Origin of the sequence: Halorubrum sp. SD626R (assembly GCF_001261915.1) — an archaeon.
GTDB lineage: Archaea > Halobacteriota > Halobacteria > Halobacteriales > Haloferacaceae > Halorubrum.
The window spans coordinates 46,198-61,471 of sequence record NZ_CVRT01000030.1; the positions used below are offsets into that span (position 1 = coordinate 46,198).

Annotated in this window: 10 protein-coding genes and 1 pseudogene; 5 read left to right on the forward strand and 6 right to left on the reverse strand. The window is 53.6% G+C overall.

Annotated features, from left to right (window positions below; genetic code table 11):
- Positions 1-4: 4 nt before the first annotated feature.
- Positions 5-307 carry a type II toxin-antitoxin system HicB family antitoxin gene (locus tag SD626R_RS02010; protein WP_092562785.1) on the reverse strand — a complete coding sequence of 101 codons (303 nt, stop codon included), beginning with the start codon at positions 305-307 and terminating at the stop codon, positions 5-7.
- A gap of 83 nt (positions 308-390) precedes the next feature.
- Positions 391-1,024 (reverse strand): annotated as a pseudogene (locus SD626R_RS02015) (IS6 family transposase).
- A 102-nt stretch (positions 1,025-1,126) separates the two neighbouring features.
- Between SD626R_RS02015 and SD626R_RS02020 the strand changes: the two are divergent.
- A complete protein-coding gene (locus SD626R_RS02020; RefSeq protein ID WP_092562788.1) occupies positions 1,127-1,750 on the forward strand; it encodes a hypothetical protein in 624 nt (207 codons plus the stop codon).
- A gap of 171 nt (positions 1,751-1,921) precedes the next feature.
- Here the strand turns inward: SD626R_RS02020 and SD626R_RS16255 are convergent, their stop codons facing one another.
- Positions 1,922-2,293 carry a hypothetical protein gene (locus SD626R_RS16255; RefSeq protein ID WP_137782577.1) on the reverse strand — a complete coding sequence of 124 codons (372 nt, stop codon included), beginning with the start codon at positions 2,291-2,293 and terminating at the stop codon, positions 1,922-1,924.
- A 300-nt stretch (positions 2,294-2,593) separates the two neighbouring features.
- On the opposite strand from SD626R_RS16255, the gene SD626R_RS02025 reads away from it, so the two are divergent.
- From SD626R_RS02025 to SD626R_RS02035, 3 genes are all read left to right on the forward strand, one after another.
- A complete protein-coding gene (locus SD626R_RS02025; RefSeq protein ID WP_092562791.1) occupies positions 2,594-5,182 on the forward strand; it encodes a hybrid sensor histidine kinase/response regulator in 2,589 nt (862 codons plus the stop codon).
- An 898-nt stretch (positions 5,183-6,080) separates the two neighbouring features.
- Positions 6,081-7,415, forward strand: a complete 1,335-nt coding sequence (locus SD626R_RS02030; protein WP_092562793.1) for a protein kinase domain-containing protein — start codon at positions 6,081-6,083, stop codon at positions 7,413-7,415.
- Complete coding sequence (locus tag SD626R_RS02035; protein ID WP_241996670.1) at positions 7,408-8,226, forward strand: hypothetical protein; 819 nt, start codon at positions 7,408-7,410, stop codon at positions 8,224-8,226. The genes SD626R_RS02030 and SD626R_RS02035 overlap by 8 nt, the downstream gene beginning before the upstream one ends.
- Before the next feature lie 171 nt (positions 8,227-8,397).
- Here the strand turns inward: SD626R_RS02035 and SD626R_RS02040 are convergent, their stop codons facing one another.
- The 3 genes from SD626R_RS02040 to SD626R_RS02050 all read right to left on the reverse strand — a co-directional run bounded on the left by SD626R_RS02040 (position 8,398) and on the right by SD626R_RS02050 (position 13,650).
- A complete protein-coding gene (locus tag SD626R_RS02040) occupies positions 8,398-9,642 on the reverse strand; it encodes a Zn-dependent hydrolase (protein ID WP_092562796.1) in 1,245 nt (414 codons plus the stop codon).
- Positions 9,643-9,736: 94 nt separating this feature from the next.
- Positions 9,737-11,560, reverse strand: coding sequence for a hydantoinase B/oxoprolinase family protein (locus SD626R_RS02045; protein ID WP_092562799.1), 1,824 nt, complete (start codon positions 11,558-11,560; stop codon positions 9,737-9,739).
- A gap of 5 nt (positions 11,561-11,565) precedes the next feature.
- Positions 11,566-13,650, reverse strand: coding sequence for a hydantoinase/oxoprolinase family protein (locus tag SD626R_RS02050; protein WP_092562802.1), 2,085 nt, complete (start codon positions 13,648-13,650; stop codon positions 11,566-11,568).
- 107 nt (positions 13,651-13,757) lie between these two features.
- On the opposite strand from SD626R_RS02050, the gene SD626R_RS02055 reads away from it, so the two are divergent.
- Positions 13,758-15,107, forward strand: coding sequence for a cytosine permease (locus SD626R_RS02055; RefSeq protein WP_092562805.1), 1,350 nt, complete (start codon positions 13,758-13,760; stop codon positions 15,105-15,107).
- Positions 15,108-15,274 lie beyond the last annotated feature (167 nt).

The following is a 15,274-nucleotide window of genomic DNA, read 5'->3' on the forward strand; positions in this document are numbered from 1 at the left end:
CGAGTTACTGCATAAAGTCGGGGAGGCCATCGTGCTCATCACGAGCCTGCGCTACCTCATCCGGATCGATACCGAGCTCCTCGAGTACGTTCTCTTCTTCCTCACGAGTATCGATCGACTCGCCGATCTCTCCCTTGTGGAGCGCGACTGCCTCGTCGAGGTTGTCGAGGGCGTCCTGTCTCGTCTCACCTTGGCTCGCAACACCTGTCTCCTCGTCACGGGCGACCCACCAGCCGTCGTCTGCCTGAGTGAGCGTGATGGTTCGCCCACTCTGGGGATCGTCGTTCGTGCTCGTTTCAGTACTCATTACCAGCATATTACCTGAGTAGTGTCATAAGCATTCGGCCGGTGAACGAACCGTCGTAAACAACTTTGGGCGCGGCATAGTGTTCAGATAAGCTGATTCCATGCGAATGCGAAGGATCTGAGCCACTTGTTCGCAGTTTCTGCTTCGGCGTTGCTAAAACAGTTTGAAAAACTGGTAGTTCTACGTTTTAACTCACGAAAAACACATTCTGCGCTGTTCCGATTTCCATGTCGTTCGTATCTGATATCGAGGCCATGTTTGTCACAAGCTCGGTGTAGTGGAACCCCCCCATCAACGAGAAAGATCGTGTCATCCAAATCGTGTTTTTCACGGAGTTCCGCGAAAAACTGATCCGCGATCACGTTCGTTCTTGTCGGTTCAATCTTTGTGTGGAGTAAATCGTTTGAGTCGGGATCGACGGCTGCATACAGCCAATATTGTTCATCGTCAAGCTGAATCACCGTTTCATCAACCGCAACGTGATTCGGGCTCCGACCAGTTTTCGGCTGTAAATCGGCCTTGTGAACCCAATTATGAACAGTAGATCGAACCCGGTTAACACCGAATACCTCAAGAAACAAACAGTATTCCAAGCGATAATCCAGCAGGATGGAGCTGAATACTGAGCTTCATCAACAGCTTCGGTGTTGCTTCTCGCTCCGCAAAATCTAAGTTAATATCGTCTAAACAGCCGTTGAGGCGGTCGTTTTTGGGCATAGATCACTTTGAAGACGTACCGCCTCAGTTTTTAATCCTTATCTGAACACCGCCTCCCAACCGGGGCACAGACGTATGGGCGAGGCCACCCAATAGATGCGTATGGCTGATACCGATACGTCTGATGAAGTGAGTCTTGCTGAGACAACAGAGTGGGATGGTGGATTCAGCTGGATCGCATACCCTGATGAAGATGCCCGCCGAGCAAGTCACGCGCTAACGACGGACGCCGGTGTCTGGCTTGTCGATCCGGTCGACGTCGAGGGACTCGACGAGCACCTCCATGCGGTAGGTGACGTAGCCGGTGTCATCGTCCTTCAAGATCGACACACGCGCGACGCTGCGACGGTGGCGCGTCGGCATGATACCGCTGTTGCTGTGCCGAAGGAGATGTCGCTCACCCGCCAAAAACTCGACGTCGAAGCGGAGGCTACTGAATCGGCGCTCTCTGAGTCAGCGTATGAGGTTCACATGCTGCGACTCGATGATGAATGGGAAGAGGCCGTCCTCTGGAACGATGAGCGCAAGATATTGCTCGTCCCCGAAACGCTTGGGACACTGCCATCATTCCGGGAGGACGGCGACGCAGTTGGTATTCACCCTGCGGTTGAGGAAACCCCGCAGGAGCTCGCAGAGTGGGATCCCGACCACATTCTCGTTGGACATGGCACGAGCCTCCATGAGGGAGCGAAGGCGGCTCTCACGGCTGCACTCGGGCTTGACTAACAGCGAACGAATACACACTGTGGATCGTAGTGTATCAGACGAAGGCTTTGTTTAAATCCTCAACTCCCGGTAGTTTGGAGAGGCCATGCTGAATACAGCGCGCATATCTCGCATAGTGATTCTTCTACTCGGGCGAGCTCAAGTGGGTGACTAAGAATGTCCGATCGCCGTCTAAGTGATATCTGGATAGCCGTCGCAGTAGATGGCTGGAACGAACTCAAAGCGGGTGGATAACGGGCAGAGGATCGCGAAGTTCGTCAGGTAGGCAATGATCAGAATCCCACTGAGAACGCAGAATGGCCCTCCAAATTTCCAGAGTACTTCCCGAAATGCCGGTCCCTCTCGTATGAAACTCGGCCCTGCAACAACTACCGAAAGTTTGTCTCGTTGGCCTGTCCAGGCGTAGTAGGTGTGGGTCGCTCCTACCCAGATTGCGATGCTAGCCGCTCCATAGACTGCGAGCAGTGCTCCCGAAAAACGGATGACTTCGATTACGGTTCCTTGGAGGATTGTGGACGCATGCAACGTAGTGAGCAGACCCATTGTTGTGCTAAAGCGACCGTGGCTCCGCATTTACCTCTCTCTGTATTTAGTGAGCCGACCTTATTGAATCCCTCATTTGATGATAGGTTTCAGCAGCCGTGCAGCGAACCGAAGCCGAGCTACGAGAGAGTAATTGCTCAGTACAGGGAACTCATATACCAATTAAACCGCGTGCTTCCTCGCTACTTATCAGAAATTCATGTGAGATGGGGAGGATCTACTCAGCATAGCACTACACAATATCTTCCCTCATGATCCTATCCACAACCCTTTTTACACTGTCTGATACGATGTCAAGTCATGCCCCTTGATGACCAATCACAAGTCCGCCTCCTCCATGTTGACGATGAGCCAGAATTTGCTGACTTGACCAAGACATTTCTCGAACGCGATGACGACCGGTTCACCGTTGAGACTGTCACCAGCGCCGACGAAGGCCTACAACACCTCGCTGATTGTCCGCCTGATTGTATTGTCTCGGATTACAACATGCCGGGCATAGATGGGATTGAATTCTTGCGGACCGTTCGGGAGAGAGACGCGGATCTCCCATTTATATTTTTTACTGGTAAGGGTAGTGAGGAACTCGCCAGTGACGCCATCTCTGCCGGTGTCACCGACTATTTACAAAAACAAAGCGGCACCGAACAGTTCGAATTGCTGGCCAACCGGATAAAAAATGCCGTTCAGGCGCGACGTGAGGCACAACGCGCCGAGAGACAGGAGGAGTTGATGCGCCTCACTGAGTCTGCTGGTGACACCGGGGGTTGGGAACTCGACGTTGCCACCGACGAACTGGTACTAACTCCCGGAGGACGCCAACTCTTGAACGTAGAGTGCCAGCGGATACCGTTTGAGCGGTTTCTGAGCTTTTTTCAACCTGACGACGGGGACGATGTTCGTATAGCGGTTGATACCGTTATTCAGACGCAGGAGCAAGTAGAGGGTACATGGCAGTTACACTCCGCTGATGACACCCGCCAACACGTCGATATCACGATGACTTCCGTCGTGATCGACGGCAAGACAATAAAAGTCAGAGGCGCGATTACTGATCTCACTAAATATAAACAGCGTGAACAACAACTCAGGCAGTACAGAGACATACTTGGGAGCATCAACGATGCGGTTTTTGTAGTGGATCAGGACCAGACGATCGTCTATGCGAATGAACAATCTCTTGACAACGTTAGCCTCGCAGCCGAGGAAGTTAGCGGCGAGCCAATTATACCGTTTGTCGAACAGTACACTGCCGACACTTCCGATACCGCAGAGTTTGAGCAGGCGCTTGCTACGACACTAAACGACCGCGAAGATGAGAAGCCGGATCTAGTCGAACTGACAGTAGCTGCCGGCGGCTCGGAATCAGTCTTTGAACACCGATTCTCACGCGTTTCGACGACTCAGAACTCCATGGACGAAGACGTGAACAAAGCCGTGGCTATAGTTGCTCGTGATGTTACTGATCGAAAACAACGCGAGCAGGAGCTAAAACAGACCCACAATCTGATGTCAGAGATGGAGCAACTGGCCGAGATTGGTGCGTGGGAATACGACGCAAATGAGGACAAGACAACGCACACCGCTGGCGAGCTACGGATATACGGCCTTGACCCCGAATCCGAGCTTCGATTAGACGAGGCATTTGAGTTTTACCATCCAGAAGACTTGAATCGACTCAAAACACGGTTCCGGGAGTGTCTCGAAGCCGGTGAGCCGTACAAGATGGATGTGCGAGTGACTAGAGCCGATGGGGAACAGCGATGGGTCACTACACAAGGTCAGCGTATTCAACAGGAGGGTACAGAGATAGTACGGGGGTACGTACAGGACATCACAGATGAAAAAGAGCGAATTAATACCCTTGAGCAAACCGAGACGTTGTTCGAAAATGCACAAGACATGTTATTTATTATTGAACACTCGAATGATGAATTCAGCGTCAAGCGAGTAAACCAAGCCTTTGAGTCGGCAACTGGTCTCTCAAACGATGATCTCAAAGGGAGGACACCGCAGGAACTCTTCGGCAAGGCGCGTGGACAAGAAATTGAGGGCAAGTATCGTCAGTGTATTGAAAACGAAGTGTCACTCAGCTACGAGGAGACGCTCGACGAGGAGCAGGTTCCAAACAAGGACTCGCCAGCCGACGATGGAATTGTCTATTGGAAAACGCATATTTCGCCGGTCAAAATGGACGGCGAGGTAGACTGGATTGTCGGTGCCACTCGTGATATCAACGAGCAAAAGCGTCGGGAGCAGAAACTCAAGCGTCGGAATAGACGTTTAGATGAGTTTACGAGCATTATCAGTCATGACCTTCGAAACCCATTAAATGTCGCTGAAGGGAGGTTGGAATTGGCCTGTAGTGACTGTGACAGTAGGCACCTTGCCGACGCGGCCAACGCAGTTGACCGATGTCAGACACTATTGGACGACACGCTAACACTGGCACGACAGGGTGAACAGATTGGCGAGAAGGACTCAGTAGGAGTATCAGATGCGGCTGAGCAGAGTTGGCAGAATGTTATGACCGAATCGGCCGAGTTGAATACTGAAGCCAGTCTAACCATCCGGGCTGATACCAGTAGCCTCCAGCAATTGTTCGAGAACTTGTATCGTAATGCCGTTGAGCACGGAGGTAGTGACGTGACAGTTCGCGTTGGAGAGATGGATAGCGGATTCTTCATCGCGGACACCGGCTCTGGCATCCCCGAGTCTGAACGCGAGGACATATTTGAGACAGGTTACTCAACCACAGACAATGGAACTGGATTCGGCCTCCGAATAATCAAAGAGATTGCTGACGCTCACGGTTGGAAAATTAATGTGACAGAGAGCCAGCAAGGTGGGGCACGATTTGAAATCACCGACATCGAAAAATCGGTGTGACCGATACGCGCTCTGTATTCACCTATGGAAACGCTGCTGACCAAATAATCCACGGCTGATAATAAAATGATTACGCCGTCGGGGGATCTGCTGCTGTCACAGCCGGCAGGCGGTCGAAACGTGTGCTGCGGTGCGGTCGCTGTCTGGCGATAGCTGAAGCTACTAGTGGTCCCGACCGGCCACTCAGGGCCGCCCGGTCGGCGGCCCTGAGCTCCCTCGTCGCTATAACGACACAGTCACCGTTGTTGTCGGGGGGACGATCTCGTGACTCGGGACGCCAGCGCGTGAGGCAGATATTCACCTATTCGGGCTTTCTCGGATGCCGCGCGGCGCGGCATCCGAGCTGTAACGCCCATGATTCGGCTTCTTTCGCGCATGGACCAGTCAGCACGACGTGCTCTAAGGCACTGAATACAGGTCGGTCTCTTGCGTCCCATGCTTACCTCACGCTCTCTAGGGATAGCAGTGTTTCCATCGAGTCAGCACGGCTATCAGAACATCTATCTGAACTGGCAGAAGATCCGACGGTCAATACGCACTCAGGATAGTACGGCTGGTTCAGTAGTTCGAGAGCGAAATGAACGCTGTCGACGTGCTGTATGAATCCTCTATATCTCGCAGGCTGATCCTATCAGATCCTATGGGTTTCAACAGAGCCCAAATGAATAAGAATGCGCCAAGGCCCGCCTCAAAGAATCGTTCGTTTAGACCGTCGTTGACGCTTTCAAAACCTGATTTCAATCACTGCTGACAGAGTTTCGCGAAACTATCTCAAGTGGGCCAACGAAACGCAGTTCGCCGCGTGGATAGACGACTGATGGAATTCGCTGCGATTTATGTATCGGACCCTCTTCTAACAGAGTAGACGCTGTGACGACGCACTGTCGCTTCGACTACCATGGACCGAACCGATGTGACGCCGGATCCGGACGATCTGCTTGAGACAGCGCTCACTGATCCGGAATCGTTCGACGCTGCGCGAACCACCCGGCTCGTTGCGCAGTTAGAACATGATGACCCAGAGGTGCAACGGGCTGCGTCCTGGGCACTTCGGTTTGTCGTCACAGAAACGCCCTCACTCGTTGATGCCTGCACCAGCCGGTTCCAGCGGGCGCTTCGCAATCCCAACGCCAGACCAGTTATCCTTCGAACCCTCGCGGTGCTTGCTGAACACAATCAAGAGGCGGTTGCCGACATCATCGATGGGGCCGTTGAAGCGGAGTTGATTGACGACCTCGTCGGTCAACGGATTGTGGCTGGCTATCGGCCGGATGAGCTGGACTCTGGTGGATCGGTTATCGCTGATGAGGGCGAAGAAACGAGCTCACCGGTCGGGACCGCCGGCGTCGAAACGGAGACCGAGGAGAGTGAGTCTGGCCCCGACAGGGACTCGCCAGCAACACCTGGACATCCACCGGATGACTTCCCGATGAAGCCACCGCGACTCGATCGGCCGCTCTCCGCCTACGAGTTAGACACCTCTGCTGGCGGATATGGCGGGTCGGCGATCGAAAGTATCCGGATCACTGAGGGCGGTCGCGAGTTCACCGCAACGCGTCGACGGGCACCACGTGTCGGCAGTATTGACGACGCAGCCTTCCAGAACGCAATCGATCGGTGGTGTCGAATCGACGATCATGATGCCATGGCTCGGGTTGTTGACTACGGAACACGGCCGGTGCCGTGGCTCATTTCTGAGCAAGGCGCGCCGGGATCGCTCATCGAACGAGACACACCGGTATCACCAATGGAGGCTGGATGGATCTTATTACAGGTTGCCGACGCCCTCCACTACGCCCATACCGCAGGTGTGCTCCACGGCGGGTTTTGGCCCGGTGCGATCACGTTCGTCACTGCGGTCGGAGACCCTAATGCGTGGCTCTTACCCCGGGTTGGTGACTGGGGACTTCGGGCAGTATTTGAAGCGACGACAGAGCTCCTCAACGTGCCTCGTGTCTACGCAGCGCCGGAACACGTTGCTCCAGAGCGGTACGGTGCCGTCGACGTTACGACTGACATCTACGGGCTCGGTGTGATCGGGTATGAACTACTGACTGGGCGTCCACCGATCCATGACGATGGGACGGTCCGCCCGGTGGGGGATGTCGTGAACCGTGTCCCCGACGGATTGTCGACAGTCCTGACCAAGTCGCTCAAGCCGGCCAAGATGGAACGGTACGCGTCTGCAGCAGCATTTAAACGAGACTTGATGTCGGAGGACAACGGTGCGTGACCAACTTGCCGAACGCGTCGGCCGAGTGCTCTTCGAGACCGGTCCTGCTGTGAGTATACCGGGTTCGTTTTCGGCGGTTGTCGGTGCAACTCCGGCGGCCTCTGGAACTGGTATCACTCGGTTCGTCGCCGCGGTCCTCGTGTTTGGCGCGTGTCTCGGAACGACGTGGTATGCGTTGGTGACGGCGCGACACGAGCCACATGATACGCTTGTCTGGCGGTACGTTGCCCTGTCGACAGCTGTCGGTGGGGTGTTTTCGGCGCTGTTGGTTATCGAAACCACGTCCCCGGGAGTTGGGACCGTTGTTGTTGCGTTCAGACTCCTCGCACAGCTGTTTTTTGCTGTCTTTCTTGCCCTCTCGTTGCGGGAACTGTACTACGCGCAGCCGGCGACATCCGCCGCAGGGGCCCGGATCTCGCTGTCGACCGCTCGGCGCATTGAGACCGGGTTCATGCTTCTTGCGTTAATCCAGTTCCCGATTGTCGTGTGGGTTGGCCCGACAGTGCTTGCACAGGTGATTTTGGCGCTTGCGGCCGGCGCGTTCACTATTTATGGCGTGTCGTTCGGGCAGGCGATCCGCGCTCGCCGACTAACTCGTGGGACGGTGCTTGATGCCACCGTTACCTATACCATCGCCGTGTTGCTCTGTGTCGGCGCGGTGAGTGTCACGGAGGGAGCCGTCATCGTGTCGATTCCAGAACCCGCCGTCGGCGGTGCGGTCAACGTTCTCTTGGTGATGATTGGGACCTTTTTGATCAGTCTCATTATTCGGCTGAAGCGGAGTGCGGATGCGGTCGGCGGGGCACGCTGAGCGGAACTCCGGGGGGCCTGTGTGACTTGGTCGAGATGGAGGGCTCTCTCATCAATATACAAGAAATCTTAACCAACACAAGTGGAGATTGGTGGACTCTACGTTGGTTAAACCCGAGAAGATCGTCTTGTGTTGATTCAGGAGCCGAAGGAAAGTGGAAATTTTTGAAATCTAATTTGAGGCAAGGTTAGCGATTGATTCACCGAGGACACGCGTAGCGGTAGCGCAATCGCTCCATGAAGTCCATTCCATCGGATTATGTGAAATTCCGTCCTTTGAGCGCGCAAAGAGCATACCAACATCCGTCACACTCGCGATACGCATCGGATCATGCCCTGCCCCAGAGGGAAGTTTTGGTGCGTCAAGCTTCATTTCTTCCGTAGCCTGTCGCATCGCATCTTGGCAACGATCGCTCATGGGAACCGGATTGATATCTAGGTCAGTAACATACGATGTGCTTACGCCACGTTCGTCCTCCAGCCGCTCCAAGCTCTTTTTTGCATCTCTCACGATGTTCGCAATGCTATCCGATTCGATATCTCTAATATCGACTCCCAGCGTAACTTCTCCCGGGATTACATTTGTTGAGTTGGGGCTGACTATCTCTCGGCCAACAGTCCCAACAGCGGATTCACTTTCAGCCTCAACAGTATGATTCGCTGCGCGTTCAATATCCAGAATAAATTCACTTGCTGCAGCCAGCGCGTCCGTGCGATGGGTCATTGAGGTTGTTCCTGCGTGGTTTGCCTCCCCTTGGATATTGACCGTTGCCTGAGTAATCCCTGTTATCCCAGTGACGATACCGATAGGCACGCCTGCCGATTCAAGACGTCGACCTTGTTCGATGTGGAGTTCAAGATATGCATCCCACTCTTCGGCATTCACACGGCCGTCCCCAGCATAGCCGATCGTTTCGAGGCCTTCAGCCAGCGTAACTCCTTCATCATCAGTGTGAGCGAGCGCATCCTCAACCGATGTCTGGCCGGATGCAACAGACGAGCCTAGTAGGCTCCCAAATCGCTGGCCCTCTTCTTCTGTGAAACAGACAACTTCTACCGGCCGTTCCACCGCAACTCCTTCGTCTTGGAATGCACGGACACTCTCAAGAGCGGCATAAACACCGAGCGGGCCATCAAACATGCCGCCTTCTCTAACGGAATCTAAGTGGCTCCCCGCCGCAACGGCATCTGCATTAGGATCCGCTGTTTTTGGCACCCAGCGCCCAACGATATTCCCCACAGCGTCAACTTTGACATCAAGTCCCGCATCCTCAAGGCGCTCTACAAAATAGTCGCGTGCAGACCCGTTTGGTGGCGTACCGGCTAAGGCTGTTCGTCCATGTCCCTCGTGTTCAATCGCCCCAAATGATGCATTTTTTTCGATATCAGATCGGAGTCGCTCTTCGCTAATCTGCATATTAATATCTCAATGTGACTCCTCGAAAATCTTCCTGTTGAAAAGTCTTTAAATTCCAGAATTTGGGCGCGAAAGGGCTCGGGGGAGGGTGTGATCAGCGACGATCCTCGCGGAGCTCAACCGTAGATTCTTGATCGATTTCGCCGTCCTCCGTGATTACGACGCCGTAGACCTCTTTGGCGCGCTCGCGACTCACTAAGTCATCGAGAACATCAGCTTGAACTCGCTCGGGATCACGGTCAAGAGGATCCCCCCAACCTCCACCACAGGGGCCGATGAGCGTTACGCGCTGCCCCTCGCTGATCGGTTTGTTCGACATCTTCGATCGAGGCGTTGTCTCGTCAATCTCACTTTCAACAAGGAGAGCTCCTGGCGACCCATCTTGGCCCCCAGCGAATCCCCATGGAGGGTACTTACTTCCATCGCCTTCAATGGACATACGGCCGTCAGTCTGGTACTGAAGTTCCCGGATCGGGCCGTAGCCGCCGCGGAACTCCCCTGCTCCCTCATCGTTCTCGCGGAGTTCGTATCGACTCACTCGGAGTGGGTAATGGCTCTCAATATCCTCGATTGGGTTGTTCCGCGTGTTCGCGTAGAGCGTGTCGACGGCGTCAAGACCATCTTTCGTCGGTCGTGCCCCATAGCTCCCTGACGAGATGTCCATATAGACCCAGTACTCATCATCGTCTGTCACACCACTATTCGTGGATACTTTCAGATTTCCGATTCCAGCGCACGTTTTTTCCGGAACTACCTCGGTCAGCGCTTTTAGTGTCAAATCTGCTATACGATTTCCAGGTGTAAATCGTGCAATTGTCGGTGCTGGGAACCGGGGATTAGCGATAGATCCTTTCGGGGCGTGTACCGAAACCGGTCTCGTGATGCCATCATTCTGCGGTACCATCTCAAATTTCTCCGTGTCTAGGAGCGTCGATCGAATAACAAGAAGAACTGCGGGGATGACTGCACCCTCAAATGGCATATTGATGGGTTTATTGTCGAGCTGGTCGTCACACCGGGAAAGATCGACTTCAATATCATCTCCGTCAATCTCAAGATCTACTGCTAGGAATACGTCTTTCTCCGCGGGGTTTTCTGATTCGAGGTATCCGTCGATATACCCTTCTGCCGAGTACGTCCCGTCGGGGAGTTTTGAAATTTCACTCCGCAGCATCCGCTCGGAGTAGTTCATTAATGCCTGTCCCGCAATCTTGACCGTGTGGTGGTCGTAGTCGTCAAACAACTCTGTCAAACGGCGGGCGCCAACTCGAGCGGCCGAGATCTGTGCCTCGATGTCGCCCATCACCATGTCAGGTGTCCGGATGTTGTCGGCGATCATATCCCACGCCGTGTCATTACGATCACCCTCCTCAACGATTTTCAGCGCACTGAGCCGGATCGACTCGCTATATGAATCGACGGTTTCGATAATACATGTCCCTGGCTTGTCGGCGCCGATCTCAAGATGGTGGGCAGTCGTTACAGAGAATCCAGTGAGTTCTCCCTCGTGGAAAACCGGTATGATGATGCCAAAGTCCGGTGCGTGGCTGGCACCATAGTACGGATCGTTGTGGAGGATCACGTCCCCTTCATTGAACGCTTCGTCGCGTTCTTCGAAAAGGTCGATAACCCCTTGCACGTAGGCAGGGATCGGTCCCATCTGGAGCGGCGTGCTGTCTGTTTCGCAGAGCTGACGGCCTTGTTCGTCAAGGAGTGCACACCCAAAGTCTTCGGACTCCCGAATGATGCTTGAATAGCTCATTCGAGTGAGCTTGTGACCCATCTCGTCGCAAATGTTGATTAGGCTCCCTCCGATGACGCGGCGCTGAATTGGATCGATTTCATCCTCCGGATTATCAACGGCGACGAGCGGTTTTGTCTGTTCGCGTACCGTATGTTTTGAGTTTGTATTGGACATTGTAATCACTCCGTTTGAGTCAGTTCGAGGTCTCCGTGCGCCAAGACGGTCGCGGTGAAATTCGGTGGAACGACCGTAGTCGAGTCTTTCTCACCAATAATGGCCGGACCCTCGATCGAATGGCCGGCCCTGAGGTCGTTCCGCTCAAAGAACGGCGTGTCCAATGCGACGGACTCCTCGTCGTCACGGAAGTAGACGACTTCCTCAGCAAGCACATGATCTGCGACCGGTGTCGTTGCCTCTGGGAATGAGACCTGTTCTGAGGAAGGAAGCTCTCCATACCCCGTAATACGTTCGTTCACGACTTCCACGGGGTTCCCTGGGAAGTTGTGACCAAACTCGGCTTCATGTGCCTCATGGAACCGCTGCCGGATTGTCTCGATGTCGTCAATCTTCCCACTTGTACCGACGGTGAGGTTGAGTTCGTAGCCCTGTCCCTCGTACCGGCAGTCAGCAGTCAACTCAAGAGATATCCGATCTCGTGGGATTCCATCTGAGCGTAACTGTGTACGGGCTTGATTGGCAAGGTCGTCATACGTGTCTCGGAGTCCGTCTTGGTCGAGATCAGACATAAGGCTGAACTCCGTGTTGACGTAGTCGTATTGGATATCTGTCGTGGTGAGACCGACTGCAGAGAGCACGCCAGGGTTGACAGGGATGACTGCTCGTGGGATGTTGAGTTCCTCAATAAGATCTGCCGCATGCATCGGTCCCGCACCACCAAACGTAACCAGCGTGAAATTCGCCGGGTCTCGTCCCTTCTGAATCGTTTTTGACCGGATCGCGTTCGCCATACTATTATTGACGATGTCTAATACGCCAAGACCAGCATCCACCATCTCCATACCGAGAGGGTTCGCAAGCGTCTTCGAGACTGCGTCTTTCGCGGCTTCGGTGTCAAGATCCATTTCGCCTCCGAGGAAGAACTCAGGGCGTACGCGACCAAGCGCCACGTGTGCGTCCGTGACCGTCGGTTCAGTACCTCCCCGCCCATAGCTCGCCGGGCCAGGGTTCGCACCAGCCGATTTCGGCCCAACGCGGAACGCACCACCTTGGTCGACATATGCGATGGAACCTCCGCCGGCACCGATGGTCTCAATATCGATCATTGGTGCCATTACAGGATAGCCGCCGATCTCTGTCTCACGAATATTTGCCTCTGTCACCTCCCCATCGTCAATAATCCCGATATCAGCGCTTGTCCCGCCCATGTCGAGAGTAATTGTGTTCGGGTCCTCATCTGTCGGTGTGCTGAGTTCGCTCCGCCATTGTCCGCCAAGGATGCCGGCAGCGGGTCCAGAAAGTAAGAGGCTCACCGGTTTCTCGGCAGCCATTCCATCAGTGGCAATCCCGCCATTCGACTGCATGATATGGAGGTCAGCGGTGATCCCATAACTGGTGAGTTCTTTTTTGAACCGGTTTATGTATTCGACGACATTCGGCCCGATGAACGCATTCATCGCAGTCGTTGTGAACCGCTCGAACTCTCGGAATTGTGAGTACACCTCACTTGATGCGGTCACATATGCTTCTGGATAGACGTCTTCTACGATCTCCTTGGCTCGCTGCTCATGGACATCGTTGAGGTATGAAAAGAGGAAACAGATAGCGATGGCTTCTACTCCCTCATCTTTCAGCTCACGAGCAGCATCCACAACAGCATCTTCGTCGAGAGGGACTTTCACATTGCCATCAGGCGGTGTGAGACGTTCAGATACTGTCTTGCGGTGCCGACGCTTCGTGAGTGGGTTTGATTGCCACGGAATATCTTGCTGGATGGAATAATTCTGAGGACGCTGATGTCGGCCGATGTGGGAGATATCGCGGTAATTCTCTGTTGTGATCATTCCCGTTTCGACGCCTTCGTGTTCTAGGACGGCGTTAGTCGCGATAGTCGTCCCATGAAGGACGTAGTCGACGTTTTCCGGTGGTGTATCCGCCATCTCACAAATCTCTCGGATACCCGTGAGTGCGCCGACCGACGGGTCGTCAGTTGTACTAACCTTGTGGATAGCTTGCGTCTCGGTTTCGTTGTCGATCAGAAAGACGTCAGTAAACGTCCCTCCGATGTCGACGCCGATGATAGTCATCTACGGGACGACATTCTATAGTTGATATGGTATGCGATTGCATAGCGGGCAGTCTTGCTGCTTAATTAACTTTTAGTATACTTCTTATCAATTCGCGGACTGTCATCATGAGTAATGATAGCGGATCAGAAGGCCTAGGTCCAATTCCAGCGAGCGACCGTGAGATGGGACTAAAAACGTATATCCCTGTATGGTGGTCGTCCCTCATTGTTGTTCAGGCGTTCGCAGTAGCGTTCTTCGCCGTTTATCCGCAGGGACAACTTAATTTGGCACAAGCGGCGCTCGCGTGTCTCATCGGTGCGGCGCTTGTAACTGGATTCTTCATTCTAAATGGCTTCCCGGGATACGAGGAGGGTATCCCGTACGCCGTGCAGACTCGGTCAGCATTCGGCGCAAGAGGCGCTATAATACCTAATTTAGTACGTATTATCCCCGCCATCGCTTGGTTTGGTGTTGGCAACTGGATCGGTGCTCAAGCGATATTAACCATCACAGACACATTATTCGGATTCGGGAATATTTGGGTCTACTTCTTCCTATTCCTCTTCCTCAACCTGGCTCTCGCTTGGGGAGGCGTGACCTCGATCGAATGGTTCGACTCTATTGCTGCCGGGGTCATCATTATCCTCCTCGCGTACACCGTCTATATCGTCCTCACCACGGAGGGGATTCCACAAGATGTCCTCACGTATGGCGGTTCGTGGGGGATGCAATTCGTCACCGTCATTGCTGCGTCAGTCGGCGTGATCATTACCGGGGCTCTCAATGCCTCCGATCTCAGCCGACATCTTGAACAGTCCGATGGTGCGGGTAACCACATCTTCGGTGCCAGTATCGGGATCCTCCCGCCTCTACTCTTCATGCTCTTGGTCGGTATCACCTTCGGCGTCTCAACCGGGAATCCTAATCCGATTGCGGCCATTATGGCAGTTGCTCCGACACCTATACTCGGAACTATGATGCTCGTGTTTATTATCGGCGCACAAATCTCCACCAACCTGACTCTCAACATCCTCCCACCTACCCACGTCTTCCAAGACACACTCGGTGTTTCTTGGAAACAAGGCGTCCTCATTACGGGCGTCCTTTCGGTTGTTACCTTCCCCTGGGTGTTGTTCAGTAGTCAGTGGTTCTTTACCTTCATTAACTTCTACTCGGCATTCCTCGGCCCCGCGCTCGGTATCCTCATAGCCGATTACTGGATCGTGCAGGATCGGTTCAGCGATGTTGATGCTCTATACGACAAATCTGAGGACTCTCGGTTCTGGTACGTCAGTGGCGTTTCACCGTCCGCAATTCTTGCTCTCCTCATCGGGGCTGGAGCAAGTATGCCTGTTCTGAACCTCTCATGGATCGTTGGACTGCCGGTAGGTGTTGTTACTTACGTCGCCTTCCGACGTATCGATCTTGATGGCTACATCACCGGAACTCCGACAGTAACCGAACCTGCTGACTGACACGTGTTTGACCTACTACACATAATTTAAATCTCAAATTCTATATGCTGCGGTGAGTACGTAATCACTAAATGGTAGAATGTATATTTTTAAACCCTTCTGAGGGTAAAACGACCGCTTCGGCGTCTATTTATACAAAATTAACACAGTATCTGTGGAGTGAGAAT